This is a genomic window from Pseudomonas sp. HR1, assembly GCF_030175875.1.
In the GTDB taxonomy this organism is placed as follows: domain Bacteria; phylum Pseudomonadota; class Gammaproteobacteria; order Pseudomonadales; family Pseudomonadaceae; genus Chryseomonas; species Chryseomonas oryzihabitans.
The window spans coordinates 1105618-1123057 of record NZ_JASNRF010000001.1 but is presented as its reverse complement, the minus strand read 5'-3'; the positions used below and the strand labels follow the sequence as shown (position 1 = coordinate 1123057).

The window sequence follows — 17440 nt, the reverse complement described above, 5'->3', positions numbered from 1 at the left end:
CGGCATGAGGCTTGGCGGATCGGCATTGGCCGAGATCGGCTGGCAAGCCTAGATTCTAGGGCATCGCGGCGCCTGCCGCTCGATCGAAGCCCAACGCTATCATGTCCGACTCTGCATCATCCGTCCGCCTCGAAAAAGATCTCCTCGGTACCCTCGAAGTCCCTGCCGATGCCTACTACGGCATCCAGACCCTGCGCGCCGTGCAGAACTTCCGCCTCTCCGGCGTGCCCCTCGGTCACTACCCCAAGCTGGTGGTGGCCCTGGCCATGGTCAAGCAGGCGGCGGCCGACGCCAACCACCGACTGGGCCATCTGCCCGCGGAAAAGCACCAGGCGATCAATGACGCCTGCTCGCGCATCATTCGCGGCGAATTCCACGACCAGTTCGTGGTGGACATGATCCAGGGCGGGGCCGGCACCTCGACCAACATGAACGCCAACGAGGTGATCGCCAACGTGGCCCTGGAGCTGCTCGGCCACGCCAAGGGCGAGTATCGCCACCTGCACCCGAACAACGACGTCAACATGGCGCAGTCGACCAACGACGCCTACCCTACCGCCATTCGCCTGGGCCTGCTGCTCGGCCATGACGCCCTGCTCGCCAGCCTGGACAGCCTGATCACCGCCTTCGCCGCCAAGGGCGTGGAGTTCGCCGAGGTGCTGAAGATGGGTCGCACCCAGCTGCAGGACGCGGTGCCCATGACCCTCGGCCAGGAATTCCATGCCTTCGCCACCACCCTGGGCGAAGACCTGGCGCGGCTGAAGAGCCTGGCGCCGGAACTGCTCACCGAGGTCAACCTGGGCGGTACCGCCATCGGCACCGGCATCAACGCCGATCCCGGCTACCAGCTCCTGGCCGTGCAGCGCCTGGCGGAAATCAGCGGCCAGCCGCTCAAGCCCGCCGCCGACCTGATCGAGGCGACCTCGGACATGGGCGCCTTCGTGCTGTTCTCCGGCATGCTCAAGCGCACCGCGGTGAAGCTGTCGAAGATCTGCAACGACCTGCGCCTGCTCTCCAGCGGCCCGCGCACCGGCATCAACGAGATCAACCTGCCGCCGCGCCAGCCAGGCAGCTCCATCATGCCGGGCAAGGTCAATCCGGTGATCCCCGAGGCGGTCAACCAGGTGGCCTTCGAGATCATCGGCAACGACCTGGCCCTGACCCTGGCGGCCGAGGGTGGCCAGCTGCAGCTCAACGTCATGGAGCCCCTGATCGCCTACAAGATCTTCGACTCCATCCGTCTGCTGCAGCGCGCCATGGACATGCTGCGCGAGCATTGCATCACCGGTATCACCGCCAACGTCGAGCACTGCCGCCGCCAGGTGGAGCACTCCATCGGCCTGGTCACCGCGCTCAACCCCTACCTGGGCTACGAGACCTCCACCCGCATCGCCAAGACGGCGCTGGAAACCGGTCGCGGCGTGCTGGAGCTGGTGCGCGAGGAAAATCTGCTGGACGAGGCGACCTTGGACGACATCCTGCGCCCGGAAAACATGATCGCCCCGCGGCTGGTACCGCTCAAAGCCAAGGTCTGAGTCCCGCACGCCAGACCTGAGCGGTAACCGACGGCAACTCCCCCCGGGCGCGGTATCCTTCTTGCTTGGAAGGCTGCCACCGCCCCGGGGAGTTTGCCCATGCGTCAGTCCGGTCTGATCAATCTCAACCTGGTGTCTCTGGTCCTCCAGCAACTGGCGGCTGACACGCCCGCCCGGGCGGCGCCCCTGCTGGCCGGCAGCGGCCTGCGGCTGGACGATCTCGAACAGCCCCATCGGCTCATCACCCTGGCCCAGGAGCAACGGGTCATCGCCAACGCCCTCCCCGTCGCACCGCCCGAACTGGGGCTGCTGCTGGGCTGGCGGCTGCGCGTCTCCGGCTATGGCCTGCTCGGCTATGCCCTGCTCAGCGCCCCGACCCTGGGCGCCGCGCTGCAGGCGGCCCTGGCCCACCAAAGGCTGCTGGGCGCCTATTTCACCCTGCGCCTGGAGCGCCACGGCGAACTGGCCTGGCTCAGGGCTGATGACCATCCCTTCGCGCCCGAGCTGGAGCGCTGCAACGCCGAGTGCTGCCTGGCCTCGCTCCTGGCGATCTGCTGCGACCTCCTGGGTACGTCCCTGCCGCTGGTGCAGGTGGCCTTCCGGCACCCCGAGCCGGTCTATCGCGCGCGCTATGGCGACTGCTTCGGCGCCACGCCCCTGGCCTTCGCCGCCGCCTTCAACGGCCTGGCCTTTCCCGCTGCCTGGCTTGATCGCGGGCTGCCACTGGCCGATCCAGTGACCCATCGTGACGCCCTGGAGCAGTGCGGCCGCCTCGCCCCCGAACAGGATCGCCAGCGCGCCCTGCTCGCCCGCATCCGCACCCTGCTGGGTGCCGATCTGGCGGCCCCACCCTCCTTCGCGGCCCTGGCCGGCCACCTCGGCATGGCACCGCGCAGCCTGCGTCGCCACCTGCAGGCCGGCGGCAGCAGCTATCAACGGTTGCTGGATGAGTTGCGCTTCGCGCGGGCGCGCGACCTGCTGGCCCAGGAGCGGCTGCCCATCTATCGCATCGCCGAGGCGATGGGTTTCAGCGAGACAGCCAGCTTCCGCCATGCCTTCCGCCGCTGGAGCGGCCAGTCGCCGCGGGGTTATCGACTCTAGCGGCCGGCGTATGCTGAGCGCTTCCCGTCCCCATGGAGGATTCCCCATGCCCTCGCTGACCCTGCTCGCGGACCGCGGCCAACCCACCGATCAATACCGCCTGCCGGCGGAAAAACGCCTGGAGGGCGATCCGCTGCAGAGCCTCTGGCTCGACTACGAGGATGGCAGCGGCGTGTTCGCCGTCGGCCATTGGCACAGCGAGGTGGGCAAGTGGCGGGTGAACTACACCGAAGAGGAGTACTGCCAGATCCTCGAAGGGGTGAATCTGGTCACCGATGACCAGGGCCATGCCACTCGTCTCGGGCCCGGCAGCAGCTTTGTCGTCCCGCGCGGCTTCCAGGGCACCTGGGAGGTGCTGGAGCCGACCCTGAAGCGCTTCGTGGTCTACGAAGCCAAGGGCAGCTGATGGCCGCCGCCGGGCGCAATCTGGCCGGATCTATCCCCTTTTGGCCGCAGCGCCTCTCGTCGCGGGCCGCCGGGCTGGCAAGAATCTGGAGAGAGCCCGCCGCCCGGAGTCGCCATGCGCATCCACCACAGTCCCGATCACGCCCTGCATCACGGCCGCTGCGAATTGATCGATGGCCAGTTGCAGCCCTGTTTCGAAAAGCCCCAGCGCGTCGAATTCATCCTCGCCGAGTGTCACCGTAGGCAGCTCGGCGAGGTGGTGCCGCCCAAGGACTTCGGCCGGGCGCCACTGGCACGCATCCACAGCACGGCCTATCTCGACTTTCTCGCCGGCGCCTGGGACGAATGGGCGGCCCGCGGCGAGACCGTGGACCTGCTGCCCTATACCTGGCCGGCGCGCACCCTGCGCCAGGTACTGCCGCCCACCAGCCTGCACGGGCGCCTGGGTTACTACAGCTTCGACGGCGGCGCGCCCATCACCGCCGGCACCTGGCAGGCCGCCTACAGCGCCGCCCAGGTGGCCTTGAGTGCCGGAGCCGAGGTCGCCGCAGGTGCCCGCAGCGCCTTCGCCCTCTGCCGCCCGCCGGGCCACCACGCCGCCGCCGATGTCATGGGCGGCTACTGCTATCTGAACAACGCCGCCATCGCCGCCCAGGCCGCCCTCGACGGCGGCGCCCGGCGGGTGGCCATCCTCGATGTCGACTACCACCACGGCAACGGCACCCAGGACATCTTCTATGCGCGCGACGATGTGCTGTTCCTTTCGCTGCACGGCGATCCGGGTTTTGAATTCCCCTTCTTCCTCGGCTATGCCGACGAGACCGGCAGCGAGGCGGGCCAGGGCTTCAACCTCAATCTGCCGCTGCCCGCCGGCAGCGCCTGGGACAGCTGGAGCGCCGCCCTGGAGGTAGCGCTGGCGCGCGTGCAGGACTATGCCCCGGACCTGCTGCTGGTCTCCCTGGGCGTGGATACCTTCAAGGCCGATCCCATTTCCCAGTTCAAGCTGGAGAGCGACGACTACCTGCGCCTGGGCGAACGCCTGGCGCGGCTCGGCCTGCCGACCCTGTTCGTCATGGAAGGCGGTTACGCCGTGGCGGAGATCGGCATCAACACGGTGAACGTCCTGGCCGCCTTCGACGGCGCCTGATCCCTATCGCGAGGAATCCGACCATGCACAGCCTCCTGCGTCCGCTCACCGCCCTGCTCGGTGGCGCCCTGCTCGCCACCGCCGTCCAGGCCGCCGATCCCGGCGAACTGCGGGTCTACAACTGGGCCGACTACATCCTGCCCGAGACGCCCAAGGACTTCGCCAAGCAGACCGGCATCCGCGTCACCTGGGATACCTTCGACAGCAACGAGTCGCTGGAGGCCAAGCTGCTCACCGGCCGCTCCGGCTATGACCTGGTGATTCCCTCCAACCAGTTCCTGGAAACCCAGATCAAGGCCGGCGTATTCCAGAAGCTGGACAAGAGCAAGCTGCCCAACTGGCAGAATCTCGATCCCGAGCTGCTCAAGCTGCTGGAGGTCAACGACCCGGGCAATCAGTACGGCGTGCCCTACATGTACGGCACCATCCTCATCGGCTTCAACCCGGCCAAGGTCAAGGCGGCGCTGGGGGCGGACGCACCGGTGGACAGCTGGGACCTGGTGTTCAAGCCGGAGAACATGGCCAAGCTCAAGAGTTGCGGCGTGGCCATGCTGGACTCGCCCTCGGACATCCTGCCGGTGGTGCTGCACTACCTGGGCCTGGATCCCAACAGCGCCAACGCCAAGGACTACGAAAAGGCCACGGCGCTGATGCTGAAGATCCGCCCCTACATGGCCTACTTCAATTCCACCAAGTACATGACCGACATCGCCAACGGCGACATCTGCGTGGCGGTGGGCTATTCGGGCAGCTTCTACCAGTTCGGCAATCGCGCCAAGGAAGCCGGCAACGGCGTGGTGGTGGACTGGCGTCTGCCACGCGAGGGCGCGCCCATCTGGTTCGACACCTGGGCCATTCCGGCCAGTGCTGCCAATGTCGACCAGGCCCATGCCTTCATCAACTACCTGCTCGAGCCCAAGGTGATCGCCGGGATCAGCGATTACCTCGGCTACCCCAACGCCAACAAGCCGGGCATGCCGCTGGTGACCGCCGCCATCCGCGACAACCACGACCTGGTGCCCACCCCGGAGATGCTCAAGAAGCTCTATGTGGTGCAGCCGCTGCCGCAGCCCATCGAGCGGGTCCGCACCCGTGCCTGGAGTCGTATCAAGGCCGGTAATTGAAGGTCGAGTCCTCCACGATCATCCGAATGGTAGCCAATGGCTACCATTCGGCGGTTACATCCCCGCGTCCGGGAACCCTCTATCGCGCTAAGGGACTTATTGTGCTGAAGTGACCCATTGGATTTACCTGCCAGGTACGGCGTCATGTCCCTCAGTCTCGCCCTCACCCGAGCGCTGGCTCGGCCTTTCTGGGCCCTGCGCTTCGAACCGGTATTGGAACGGCATTACCAGCACGACATCGCCCGTTCGCGCCGGCGGCACCTGCGCATCAGCCTGACCGTGGCCATCCTCGCCTACGCCAGCTTCTCGATCTGGGACTGGATCCTGATGACCGATGCCTTCTGGCTCATCAGCCTGCTCAGCGCGCTGGTGGTGATCGGCGGCGGGCTGGTATTGCTGGCGCTCGGGTTGATACGTGCCGAACATCCCGCGCGCGAGTGGCTGGGCATCCTGCCCTGTCTGCTGGCCTATCTCCCGCCGCTGCTCGATGTCGAGGCCACCGATGCCGCGCATCGCGCCCTCTGGCTGGCGACCATGCCGCTGATGACGCTCTTCACCAACAGCTGCATCGCGCCGCCCCTGCGCCAGGCCGCGGTCCACACCCTGATCGCCCTGCTGGCCATCGGCCTGGCCACCCAGATGCATAGCCTGCCGGCCCTGGAGGCGTCGCTGGTCATGACCCTGGCGTTCGCCACCGCGAGCTTTACCCTGCTCAACAACTTCTGGATGGAGCGCGCCCGCCGTCAGGGCTATCTGCTGATCCTGCGCGACCGCTTGCGCAACGAAGAGCTGACCGCCTCCAACCGCTTCCTGGCGCAGCAATCCGCCACCGATCCCCTGACCGGCGTGGCCAATCGCCGGGCGCTGATGCAGGCCCTGGCCACCGCCCTGGCCCATCCCCCGCCCCGGCCGCTGCTCCTGCTGATGATCGACGTCGATCACTTCAAGGCCTTCAATGACCGCTATGGGCATCCGGCGGGCGATCGCTGCCTGCAACAGGTCGCCAGCGCCCTGGCCGACGAATTGCGCGCCGGCGATTGCCTGGCCCGCTACGGCGGCGAGGAATTCGCCATCCTCTGCACGCCGTCGCGCGAAGAGGATGCCGCCAAGCTGGCGCAGCGCCTGCTCGACGCGGTACGGCGCCTGGAGATCCCCCACCTCGGGCCCCAGGCCGGTCCGCGGGTGACCGTGAGCATTGGCGGCGCCTGCGCCCGGCCGGATCACGACTCTGCCGAGAGCTTTATCGAAGCCGCCGATCGCCAGCTCTACTGGGCCAAGCAAGCCGGGCGCGACCGCGCCATCCTCGAGGACTGCGATCGCTGCCACCCAGCGATGGAAGAATCCCTCTAGCCCAGGCGATAGACCCGATCGATCAGGACCATGCTGGCCAGGCGCTGGCGCAGATCGTCGTCCAGGCTGGGATCCTGCCAGTCGTAGAGGCCGATGCGGGCATAGGCCCGACCCCGTGGCGGCCGGGTGCCCAGATACTCCCAGACCACCCGGGTGCAGGCCGGCTCGCGCCGGTCGGAGGCGCTGACGCCCAGCTTGAGTCCGTTGAGGCGATCGATACGGTTGCGCGCGCTGGGCAGCAGCACCGTCTGCGACAACTCGTTGCCGGTGAGGGATTCGTAGTCGGTAAAGAACAGCCGGCTTTCCAGGCTCATGGCCAGGCCCAGGTAGCGAAAGCGTGCCTGGCTGGTGGTCTCGCCGCGGCGACGCAGGCGCTCGAAGCGCACATAGCGGAAGACACCCGCTTCCGCGAACAGCCAGACCAGTCCGCAGAGCACCACGCCCGGCGTGGACAGCGACGGATAGTATTCGTGGTAGTAGCCCTGGTAACGCGCCAGGCCCTCCTGACGCTCGCCGAACAGGGCCAGGGCCTGCCCGGCCCACCCCGTTTCCTGGCCGACCGGCGCGCCCAGGCGCGCCGCGAATTGCCGCTGCGGCAGCTGCAGATCGCCCACCGGCAGGCCGAAGAATTCCGCCAGCCGCTGCAGGTTGTAGGGCGACGGACGGCTTTGCCCGTTGAGGTAGCGATTGAACTGGGCGCGGTTGATGCCGACGGCGCGACAGACGGCGGCAATCGAGCGGTGGCGCTGGCAGAGCAGCTGCAAATTGGCGGAAAAGTCGCTCATGAGTCCGGCCCGAGCTTGACAGACGGCCAGAAAACTAGCATCAAGTCGCGCCATTTTGAAGCGAGGCGCGGAATTGTTCACGCCGGTGGGATAGCCGAATCTAGGCGCCCGGTCCGACCTACTGCCCGTTCCACCCGGACCGACCCGTCCCAGCGCCTGTTGCCGTCGTCTCCCCACGACGGGAGCAGACCCTGGCGGGATATTCCACAATAATAGCCCCAAGGCTTGCGAGCCGGCCTTGGAGCATCACTAGCATGCTCGAGGATTCTTCATGCACTACCTAGAAATGCTCAACGACTTCCTGTCCGGCCACGTGCTCATCGTGCTGATCGTCGGCCTGGGCAGCTATTTCACCCTGCGCTCGCGATTCGTGCAGGTGCGCCATTTCCCGCACATGTTCACCGTGTTCAAGGACTCCCTGCGCAACAGCGGTGATGGCCTGAGCTCCTTCCAGGCGCTGATGCTCAGCCTGGCCGGTCGCGTCGGTGCCGGCAACATCGCCGGCGTGGGCCTGGCCGTGACCCTGGGCGGCCCCGGCGCGGTGTTCTGGATGTGGGTGACCGCCCTGGTCGGCATGGCCAGCAGTTTCTTCGAGTGCACCCTCGCGCAGGTCTACAAGCGCGCCGACGGCGACGGCCTCTATGTCGGCGGCCCGGCGTACTACATCCAGCACGGCCTCAACAAGCGCTGGATGGCACTGGCCTTCTCGGCGCTGCTGCTGGTGACCTACGGCTTCGCCTTCGTCGGTCTGCAGTCCTTTACCGTGACCCATTCGCTGGAAAACGCCTTCGGCCTGCCGGTGCAGTACACCGGGATCGCCCTGGCCATCCTGCTGGGCCTGGTGTTCATCGGCGGCATCAAGCGCATCGCCGCGGTCTCCGACATCCTGGTGCCGGTCAAGACCCTGGCCTACATCGCCGTCACCCTCTATGTGATCGTCACCCAGATCGACCTGGTCCCCGGCACCCTGCTGACCATCGTCAAAAGCGCCTTCGGCCTGGAACCGGCCTTCGCCGGCCTGCTGGGCGCCGCCATCACCATGGGCGTCAAGCGTGGCGTCTTCGCCAACGAAGCCGGCCTGGGCGCAGCGCCCAACGTCGCCGCCGTGGCCGCGGTCAAGCACCCGGCCGCCCAGGGCGTGGTGCAGGCCTTCAGCGTCTTCCTCGACACCTTCGTCATCTGCACCTGCACCGCGCTGCTGATCCTGCTGTCGGGCTTCTACACCCCGGGCTTCGAAGGCGATGGCATCGTCCTGACCCAGAACTCCCTGGCCGCGGTGGTCGGTGACTGGGGTCGCATCTTCATCAGCGTCGCCCTGTCGCTGTTCGTCTTCACCTGCATCCTCTACAACATCTACCTTGGCGAGAACGGCCTGCGCTACCTGCTCGGCCGCGGCAAGGCCGTGCTGCTCGGCTATCGCGGCCTGGTGCTGGTGCTGATCTGCTGGGGCTCCATGCAGAACCTGACCACGGTGTTCGCCTTCGCCGACATCACCATGACCTGCCTGGCCTTCGTCAACCTGATCGCCCTGGCCCTGCTGATCAAGGTCGGCATGCGCGTGCTCAACGACTACGACGCCCAGCGCCGTGCCGGGGTCGACCAGCCGGTGTTCGACGCCGACCAGTTCCGCGACCTGGACCTGGATCGCCAGGCCTGGCCGGCGCTGGAGCGTCTGGAAGAGACCGTCGCCGAAGCCCGCGCCGCCCAGCCGCGCCAGGCGCACTGACCGCCGCCACCGGGTCGTCCCGACCCGGACCGCGACCGCTTTCCTGCCCCCACCCCGTGTGGGGGCAGTCTTATCAGGAAGTCCCTCATGAGCTCACCCTACCTGCACATCCTCTACACCGGCGGCACCATCGGCATGCAGGCGACCGCCGCCGGCCTGGCCCCGGCCGCCGGTTTCGAGGCGCGCATCCATGCCCTGCTGGCCAGCCGTCCGGAGCTGGGCAATCCGGCCTGGCGGCTGCAGGAGCTGCTGCCGCTGATCGACAGCGCCAACATGACCCCCGCCGCCTGGGAGCGCATGGCCCAGGCGATCATTGCGGCCGCTACGGACCCGGCCTGTCGCGGCGTGCTGGTGCTGCACGGCACCGACACCCTGGCCTACAGCGCCGCCGCCCTGGCCTTCCGCCTGCTGGGCTTGGCCATTCCGGTGCTGCTGACCGGTTCCATGCTGCCGGCCGGCGTGCCGGACAGCGATGCCGACGGCAACCTGGCCGACAGCTTCGCGGCCTTCTCGAGCGGACTGGCGCCGGGAGTCCAAGTGCAATTCCATGGCGAACGCCTGCCCGCGGCGCGCTGCACCAAGCAGGCCAGCAGCGGCTGGAAGGCCTTCGTGGCAAGCGCCCGGCCGCGCAGCGGCGACGCCCTCGTCGCCGCACCTGCCGCGCTACGCTTCGACCAGCCGCGCCAGCCGGTGCGGGTGGCGGTGCTGCCGCTGTTTCCGGGGGTCGACGGTGGGGTCCTGCGCGGTCTGATGGGCAGTGGCGTGCAGGGGCTGGTACTGGAGTGCTACGGCAGCGGCACGGGGCCGGCGGACGACGCCGACTTTCTCGCCGCCCTCGCTGAACTGCGCGACGCCGGGGTCCCCGTGGTCGCCCTCAGCCAGGGTGCCCGTGGCACCGTGGAATTGGGCACCTACGCCGCCGGCAGCGGCCTGGCCGACGCCGGGGTCATCTCCGGTCGCGGCATGACCCGCGAAGCCGCCCTGGGCAAGCTGCACGCCCTGCTCGGCTGCGGCCTGGAGCGCGCCGCGGTGGCCGAGTGGATCGGGCGGAATCTGTGCGAGGAGTTGTGATCGTCGGCTAGGTGCCGGCTGTTCCCTCACCCCGGCCCTCTCCCTGGGGGAGAGGGGGCGTTTGGGTCGGCTTCGTGCGGGCTCCTGTGTGACCTCTGCCGCCCGCTAGCCCGCTGCATCCTGGCCTGGATCCAGGCTTGCCCTCGACGCGATCATCTCTCCGCGCCAACCTCTATCGGAGCCCCCGCTCTCCCTCTGGGAGAGGGCCAGGGTGAGGGTGCGCTTGAAGCCTGACAGCCCCAAGCCCTTCGCACCAAACTCCCCCTTAAGCGCCCCCTCTCCCTCCGGGAGAGGGTCGGGGTGAGGGTGCGCTTGAAGCCTGACAGCCCCAAGTCCTGCGCACCAAAGTCACCCTTAAGCGCCCCCATCCCTCCGGGAGAGGGCCAGGGTGAGGGTGCGCTTGAAGCCTGACAGCCCCAAGTCCTGCGCACCAAAGTCCCCCTTAAGCGCCCCCATCCCTCCGGGAGAGGGTCGGGGTGAGGGTACGCTTGAAGCCTGACAGCCCAAGCCCTTCGCACCAAACTCCCCCTGAGCGCCCCCTCTCCCTGCGGGAGAGGGTCGGGGTGAGGGCCGCCCCAGGCGCCGCTCAGACCCTTACAGCGCCTCGCGCCACAGGCTCACCGCCATCTCGGCGGAGGCGCCCGGCGCCACGGTGAGGACGTCGTCCATCACCCGGGCGGTCTCGATGCAGAGCATGCCGGTCCAGGCGTCGTCGGCGAACTGGCTCAGGCGCGCGGCCTTGTCGATCCAGGGATTCCACAGCACCGCCGAATGGCTGTTGCGGGTCTCGACGAACAGCCGGCGCTGCCACTGGGGATCGCGGATCGCCAGGCGGGCCGGCAGGCCGACATAGACCCGGTCGGTCTCGGCGGTGATGGTGGGCTCGCCGTTCTGCCGCTTGCGGGTCCAGCCGTCCAGGCAGTCGTAGTAGTCGGCATTGGCAAGGCCTTCGATACCCACCTCGCGCACGTCGCTCACGGCGAAATAGGTGTGCAGCGCCTGGCTCAGCACCAGCGGATGATCTTCCAGATTGCGCACGCTCAGGGTCAGCTCCAGGCGCTCACCGACGCTCAGGCTCAGGGTCAGCTCGGTGGCATGGGGCCAGCCCGGGGTGGTCTCGGCGGAGGTGCGGTGGTGGAAGTCCAGGCGCACCCGGTCGGTGTCCACCTCGACGCCGCCGGCCTGCCAGGCGACCTGCCGCGCCAGGCCGTGGGCCGGGGCGTCCGCGGTGGTGGTGCACATGGCCTGGACCGCGGGCGGATTCTTCAGCAGGTCGCCGAACCAGGGCCAGCAGACCGGGATGCCGCCACGGATCGGGGTGCCGGGCTCGAACACGGCTTCCGGATTGCCCCAGACGATGTCCGGTTCGCCGTCGAAGCCGTAGCGCAGCACATGGGCGCCCTGGCAGGCCACCAGGGCTTCGGCCTGGCCGACGCGGATGCGCCAGACGGGCAATTGACCCAGTTGGATCTGTTCGACGAGGGGGGCAGCGGACATGGGATGACTCCTGGAAAAGGTGAGAGGCGACTGTAGTCCAGTCGAGGACCGGGCTCCAGCCAGCCATGGACAGCAGCGGCGGTAAAATCTTCCAACGCTGGCCGCGTCTCATACCGGTGCCGCACCGCTCGGCTAGACTCCTGGTCTCCCCTCTTCAGGAATGGCTCCCGCATGTCGGCTTTCCCGCGTCTTTCCCTGCTGCTCGGCCTGGGCCTGGCCCTGCCGCTCCTGGCCAACGCGGCCAATCCCCTCGACGACGAGGTCCGCGCCGCCGCCCGCGCGGTGATGGCCGAGCAGGACATCCCCGGTCTGGCCGTGGGCGTCACGGCCCCGGGCCTGCGCCGGCTCTACTACTTCGGTACCGCCGACCGTCGCAGCGGCCAGCCGGTGGACGCCGCCACCCTGTTCGAGATCGGCTCCCTGAGCAAGACCTACACCGCCACCCTGGGTGGCTACGCCGCGGTGACCGGTCGCCTGCGGCTGGACGAGTCCGCCGCTCAGGTCCGCCCGGCCCTGGCCGGCAGCGCCATCGGCCAGGCCAGCCTGCTGCAACTGGCCACCTACAGCGCCGGCGGCCTGCCGCTGCAATTTCCCGATAGCGTCACCACGGAAGATCAGGCGACGGCCTTCTACCGCGCCTTCCAGCCGCCCTTCCCCGCCGGCAGCCGCCGCCTCTACGCCAATCCCAGCATCGGCCTGTTCGGCGCCCTGGCGGCCCAGCGGCTCGACGAACCCTTCGCCACAGCGCTTCTGCGCCACGTACTCAAGCCCCTGGGACTCGATCACACCTATCTGCAGGTGCCAGCGGCCGAGCAGGCCCACTATGCCTGGGGCCATGGCAAGAACGATCAGCCGCTGCGGGTCAATCCGGGTGTCTATGCCGAAGAGGCCTATGGCATCAAGACCACCGCCGGCGATCTGCTCGCCTTCGTCGAGGCGAATCTCAATCCCGGCCGGCTGCCGGCACCCCTGGCCAAGGCGCTCGACGCCACCCAGCAGGGCTACTACCGCAGTGGTCCCCTGACCCAGGGCCTGGGCTGGGAGGCTTACCCCTATCCGCTGGCCAAGACCCAGCTGCTGGCCGGCAACACCCCGGCGATGGCCCTGGAGCCGCAACCGGTGGACTGGCAACACCCGCCCCTGCCGGCGAGCGGTGCCCGCCTGCTGAACAAGACCGGCTCCACCAACGGCTTCGGCGCCTATGCGCTGTTTATCCCCGAGCGCCAGCTCGGCCTGGTGATCCTGGCCAACCGCAATTATCCGATCCCGGCGCGGATCGAGACGGCGTGGCGGATCTTGCAGAAGCTCGATAGCCGGGTGCAGTGAGGTACCTCAATCGCGGCCATGGGCCGCTCCTACAGGGTGTGATGCTTCTGTAGGAGCGGCCCATGGCCGCGATAATGCGAGCAGACAGTCATCTGTAGGAGCGGCCGCCTCGGCGGACCTCCATGGCCGCGATAAATCATTGAAGCCCCGTAGCGTGGAAAACGGCGCAGCCTTTTCCACTGGGAGTTCGCAGCAGGGGGCTCCCCCACCCCAGCCCTCTCCCCAGGGGAGAGAGGGCCATCCGAAGTGGCGCTCAACTTCATTGGCGCTGACAAGATCAGAGCAGTCGCGTGGATGACGGTGCAGCCTCATCCACAAAACCCAACCTCAGGCCCCACCCGACTCCTCGCGCCCTTCCACCGGCAGTTCGTGCTCGGTGGCGTAGCCGGCGTCGGCCGCCTCCAGCACGCCATGGGCGATGCTGCAGAACAGCGAATTGACCCGGCGCATGTCGCTGAGCAGGCCCAGGTGCAGGGAGCTGGTCTCGAAGCTCTCAACCACCTGCTGGTGCAGCCGCTCGACGTGGGCATGGGCATAGCGCCGCTCCAGCAGGCGGAAGCGCTGCTTGAGCCGGCGCAGGCGGCGCGCCGCGTCCAGGTCGCCGGAGAGATAGACCGACAGGCACAGCTTGAGGCTGTCGACCAGCAGCCGGTGCAGGGCGGAAAGTTCGTCCACCCCGGAAGCCGAGAAGGAACGGCGGGCGGCGATCTTCTTGCTGTCGACGTCGCTGGCCATGCGCTCGATCAGGTCGCCGGCCTGCTCCAGGTTGATCGCCAGTTCGATGGTCTCGGCCCAGCGCCGGCTGTCGCGCTCGTCCAGGTCGTCGCGCGGCATGCGCGCCAGGTACAGCTTGATCGCCGTGTAGAGGGCGTCGACGTCGTCGTCGAGACGGCGCACCTCGCGCGCCAGCTGCTTGTCGCCGGCGTTGATCAGCACCAGCAGGTGCTGCAGCATCTGCTCGATGACGTCGCCCATGCGCAGGAGCTCGCGGGAGGCGTTGGTCAGCGCCAGGGCCGGGGTGTCGAGGGCGGCGGTGTCCAGGTGCCGCGGCCGCAGGATCGTCTCGGCGCTGTCCTTGGCCGGCAGCATGGCGGTGCAGAAGCGCGCCAGGGGCCCGGTCAGCGGCAGGAACAGCAGGCAGCGCACCAGGTTGTAGGCGACGTGGAAGCCGATCACCACCTCGGCGTCGTTGAAGTCGTAGCCCTGCAGCCAGTCGGCCAAGAGGCCGATCCAGGGCAGCACCAGGATGCAGCCGGCGAGCTTGAACAGCAGGCTGCCCACCGCCACCCGCCGTGCCTCCACGCCCTGCTTGGCCGCGCCCATCAGCGCCAGCACGCCGCTGCCCAGGTTGGCGCCCACCACCAGGCACAGCGCCACCTTGAGCGAGATGACCCCGGAGCCGGCCAGGGTGGCGGTCAGCAGCACCGCCGCCAGGCTGGAATAGGAGACCATGGCGAAGACCGCGCCGGTCAGGGCGTCGAGCAGCTGGTCGCCGGTCAGCGAGGAGAACAGCACCTTGACCCCGGCCGCGTGGGTCATCGGCGAGGCGGCTTCGACGATCAGCTGCAGCGCCAGGATGATCAGCCCCAGGCCGATGGCGACCCGGCCGAGCTGGCCGGCGCGGGTCTGCTTGCGACCGAGAAAGAACACCACGCCCAGAAAGATCAGCAGCGGCGACAGCCAGGACAGGTCGAAGGTCAGCACCCGCGCCATCAGCGCGGTGCCCACGTCGGCGCCGAGCATGATGGCCAGCGCCGGGGTGAGCGGTACCAGGCCCTGGGCGACGAAGGAGGTCACCAGCAGCGCCGTGGCGTTGCTGCTCTGCACCAGGGCGGTGACGGCGATACCGGAAAGAAAGGCCAGCGGCATGCGCTGCATGCTGCGGCTGAGCACCCGGCGCAGACTGGCACCGTATACCCGCAGGATGCCGGTGCGCACGATATGGGTGCCCCACACCAGCAGGGCCACAGCGGATAGCAGATTGAGCAGTGTCAGCATCGTGGCGCCCTCCCGGCGCGTGTCCAAGAGCTCCTGGCGAGCTTGTCACAAAATCGTAATGACCGTTCTGCACAGACGCACGAGCCCGAAGGCAGGGCACCTTCGGGCTCGTGGGGACTTGCTGGATTAGGCGGCGGAGAGCCGGGTGGGTTCCGCCGCTGGGCTCAGATCTGCTCTTTGCGCAGCTTGACCGCTTCGCGGGCCTTGGCCTTGCCGCGCAGGCGGATGTTGATGGCTTCCACCGCCAGCGAGAAGGCCATGGCGAAGTAGACATAGCCCTTGGGCACGTGGACCTCGAAGGCCTCGGCGATGAGCACGGTGCCGACCACGATCAGGAAGGACAGCGCCAGCATCTTCAGACTCGGGTGCTTGTCGATGAAAGTGCTGATGGCGCCGGCCGCCAGCATCATCACCAGCACCGCGACGATGATCGCCGCGACCATGACCGGCACGTGGCTGACCATGCCGACCGCGGTGATCACCGAGTCCAGCGAGAAGACGATGTCGATGATGGCGATCTGGATGATGGTGCCGATGAAGCCGCTGCCCTTCTTCGTGGGCGCGTCTTCGTCCTGCTCTTCCTCGCCTTCCAGGCCGTGGTAGATCTCGGCGCTGCTCTTCCACAGGAGGAACAGGCCGCCGAAGAAGAGGATGAGGTCACGGCCGGAGATGCCTTGGCCGAATACAAAGAACAGGTCGGCGGTGAGGCGCATCACCCAGGTGATGGACAGCAGCAGCAGGATGCGGGTGACCATGGCCAGGGCCAGGCCGAAGAACCGGGTCCGCGCCTGCATGTGCTTGGGCATGCGGCTGACCAGGATGGAGATCATGATGATGTTGTCGATGCCGAGGACGATCTCCAGGGCCGTCAGGGTAAAGAAGGCGACCCAGATTTCCGGGTTGGTCAACCAGTCCATTGCAAATCCTCTCGTAGCCAAGGCGCGCTCGGGCGCGCGCTCTAATGGAAAAGGCGCATCGGGCGACGCGCCGTTTTCGAACAGCCGGCAAGGCTAGTCGTAGCTCTGGCAAAACTCTAGCGGCTGTACAGCGGAAACACACCCAGTAACAAAGCGCCGACCAGCAGGAACATGCAGGTCACGGTGGCCCACTTCAGGGTGAAGCGCTGATGGTCGCCGAATTCCACCTTGGCCAGGCCTACCAGCAGGTAGGTCGAGGGCACCAGCGGGCTGAGCAGGTGCACGGGCTGACCGACGATGGAGGCCCGGGCGATCTCCACCGGACTGATGCCATAGGCCGCGGCGGCCTCGGCCAGCACCGGCAGCACGCCGAAGTAGAAGGCGTCGTTGGAGATGAAGAAGGTGAACGGCAGGCTGACCAGGGCGGTGATCACCGCCATGTACGGGCCCAGGGCGTCCGGGATCACCGCCAGCAGGCCCTTGGACATGGCGTCGACCATGCCGGTACCCGAGAGGATGCCGGTGAAGATGCCCGCGGCGAAGATCAGCGAGACCACCGCCAGGACGTTTTCGGCATGGGCGGCGATGCGCTGCTTCTGCATGTTCAGGCAACGGTAGTTGACGGTCATGGCGATGCCGAAGGCGATCATGAACAGCACCGGCATCGGCAGCACGCCCATGATCAGCGCGGCCATCAGCGCCAGGGTCAGCAGGCCGTTGAACCAGCGCAGGTGCGGGCGGCGGGCCTCGGCGCACTGGGAGACGGTGACGTCGGCGCCTTCGGTCTCGCCGATCTGCAGGATGCCCAGGCGCGCGCGCTCGCTGCGGCCATATAGGTAGGCCAGGAAGAACAGCCAGGCGATGGCCAGCAGCATGGGCGCGATCATGGGCACGAAGACGTCGGCCGGATCCACGTGCAGGGCACTGGCGGCGCGCGCGGTCGGACCACCCCAGGGGGTCAGGTTCATCACGCCACTGGAGAGCAGCATCAGGCAGGTCATGATCAGCGGATTCATGCCCAGGCGCCGGTACAGCGGGAACATGGCCGCCACGCAGATCATGTAGGTGGTCGAGCCGTCACCGTCCAGGGAGACCACCAGGGTCAGGAAGACGGTGCCCATGGCCACCTTGAGCGGATCGCCCTTGACCAGCTTGAGGATCCAGCGCACCGCCGGATCGAACAGGCCGGTGTCGATCATCACCGCGAAGTAGAGGATCGCGAACAACAGCATCACGCCGGTGGGCGCCAGTTTGCGGATGCCGTCGAGCATCATCGGGCCGAGGGCGTCGAGCTTGACGTGGCCGAGGCTGGCGAATTCGCTGGACAGCGCCCAGGCCAGCACGGCGAAGGCGATCGGCACCATGGTCAGGGCGATCAGCGGAGACAGGCGCTTGGTCATGATCAGGTACATGAAGGTCATGACCATGGCGAAGCCGAGGAAAGTCAGCATGGGAATA

At 67.7% G+C, this 17440-nt stretch carries 14 protein-coding genes; 9 read left to right on the top strand and 5 right to left on the bottom strand.

The window, feature by feature from the left end:
- The first annotated feature begins 101 nt into the window (after nucleotides 1-101).
- The 6 genes from QKY98_RS05095 (at nucleotide 102) to QKY98_RS05070 (ending at nucleotide 6662) form a co-directional block, all read left to right on the top strand.
- Nucleotides 102-1535 (top strand): aspartate ammonia-lyase, encoded by a 1434-nt coding sequence (locus tag QKY98_RS05095; protein ID WP_027598670.1) that lies wholly within the window; start codon nucleotides 102-104, stop codon nucleotides 1533-1535.
- Nucleotides 1536-1634: 99 nt separating this feature from the next.
- Nucleotides 1635-2636: an AraC family transcriptional regulator gene (locus QKY98_RS05090; RefSeq protein WP_284670436.1), complete on the top strand. Its 1002-nt coding sequence runs from the start codon at nucleotides 1635-1637 to the stop codon at nucleotides 2634-2636.
- A 46-nt stretch (nucleotides 2637-2682) separates the two neighbouring features.
- Nucleotides 2683-3042, top strand: a complete 360-nt coding sequence (locus QKY98_RS05085) for a cupin domain-containing protein (protein WP_144954781.1) — start codon at nucleotides 2683-2685, stop codon at nucleotides 3040-3042.
- A 114-nt stretch (nucleotides 3043-3156) separates the two neighbouring features.
- Nucleotides 3157-4188: a histone deacetylase family protein gene (locus QKY98_RS05080; RefSeq protein WP_284670435.1), complete on the top strand. Its 1032-nt coding sequence runs from the start codon at nucleotides 3157-3159 to the stop codon at nucleotides 4186-4188.
- A gap of 23 nt (nucleotides 4189-4211) precedes the next feature.
- Entirely contained in the window at nucleotides 4212-5312 is a 1101-nt protein-coding gene (locus tag QKY98_RS05075) for a polyamine ABC transporter substrate-binding protein (protein ID WP_027600465.1), read from the top strand.
- 144 nt (nucleotides 5313-5456) lie between these two features.
- A complete protein-coding gene (locus tag QKY98_RS05070) occupies nucleotides 5457-6662 on the top strand; it encodes a GGDEF domain-containing protein (RefSeq protein WP_108582223.1) in 1206 nt (401 codons plus the stop codon).
- Here QKY98_RS05070 and QKY98_RS05065 read toward each other — a convergent pair.
- Nucleotides 6659-7447: a helix-turn-helix domain-containing protein gene (locus QKY98_RS05065; RefSeq protein ID WP_042134893.1), complete on the bottom strand. Its 789-nt coding sequence runs from the start codon at nucleotides 7445-7447 to the stop codon at nucleotides 6659-6661. The two genes, QKY98_RS05070 and QKY98_RS05065, sit on opposite strands and share 4 nt — an antisense overlap.
- A gap of 271 nt (nucleotides 7448-7718) precedes the next feature.
- Here QKY98_RS05065 and QKY98_RS05060 point away from each other — a divergent pair, with 271 nt between their 5' ends.
- Together QKY98_RS05060 and QKY98_RS05055 are read left to right on the top strand one after the other, a co-directional pair.
- Complete coding sequence (locus QKY98_RS05060; RefSeq protein WP_077171202.1) at nucleotides 7719-9173, top strand: alanine/glycine:cation symporter family protein; 1455 nt, start codon at nucleotides 7719-7721, stop codon at nucleotides 9171-9173.
- Nucleotides 9174-9260: 87 nt separating this feature from the next.
- Nucleotides 9261-10244 (top strand): asparaginase, encoded by a 984-nt coding sequence (locus QKY98_RS05055; RefSeq protein WP_144945458.1) that lies wholly within the window; start codon nucleotides 9261-9263, stop codon nucleotides 10242-10244.
- A 594-nt stretch (nucleotides 10245-10838) separates the two neighbouring features.
- Here the strand turns inward: QKY98_RS05055 and QKY98_RS05050 are convergent.
- Complete coding sequence (locus QKY98_RS05050; RefSeq protein ID WP_027598676.1) at nucleotides 10839-11741, bottom strand: D-hexose-6-phosphate mutarotase; 903 nt, start codon at nucleotides 11739-11741, stop codon at nucleotides 10839-10841.
- A gap of 171 nt (nucleotides 11742-11912) precedes the next feature.
- Here QKY98_RS05050 and ampC point away from each other — a divergent pair, with 171 nt between their 5' ends.
- The gene (gene ampC / locus QKY98_RS05045) at nucleotides 11913-13067 is read left to right on the top strand and encodes a class C beta-lactamase (protein WP_284670434.1); all 1155 of its coding nucleotides are present in this window, start codon (nucleotides 11913-11915) and stop codon (nucleotides 13065-13067) included.
- A gap of 327 nt (nucleotides 13068-13394) precedes the next feature.
- Here ampC and QKY98_RS05040 read toward each other — a convergent pair whose 3' ends face one another.
- The 3 genes from QKY98_RS05040 to QKY98_RS05030 all read right to left on the bottom strand — a co-directional run bounded on the left by QKY98_RS05040 (nucleotide 13395) and on the right by QKY98_RS05030 (nucleotide 17433).
- Nucleotides 13395-15065 (bottom strand): Na/Pi cotransporter family protein, encoded by a 1671-nt coding sequence (locus QKY98_RS05040; protein ID WP_027600470.1) that lies wholly within the window; start codon nucleotides 15063-15065, stop codon nucleotides 13395-13397.
- Nucleotides 15066-15229: 164 nt separating this feature from the next.
- Nucleotides 15230-15982, bottom strand: a complete 753-nt coding sequence (locus QKY98_RS05035; protein WP_027598678.1) for a TerC family protein — start codon at nucleotides 15980-15982, stop codon at nucleotides 15230-15232.
- A 116-nt stretch (nucleotides 15983-16098) separates the two neighbouring features.
- Nucleotides 16099-17433, bottom strand: a complete 1335-nt coding sequence (locus QKY98_RS05030; RefSeq protein ID WP_027598679.1) for a CitMHS family transporter — start codon at nucleotides 17431-17433, stop codon at nucleotides 16099-16101.
- Nucleotides 17434-17440: the final 7 nt, after the last annotated feature.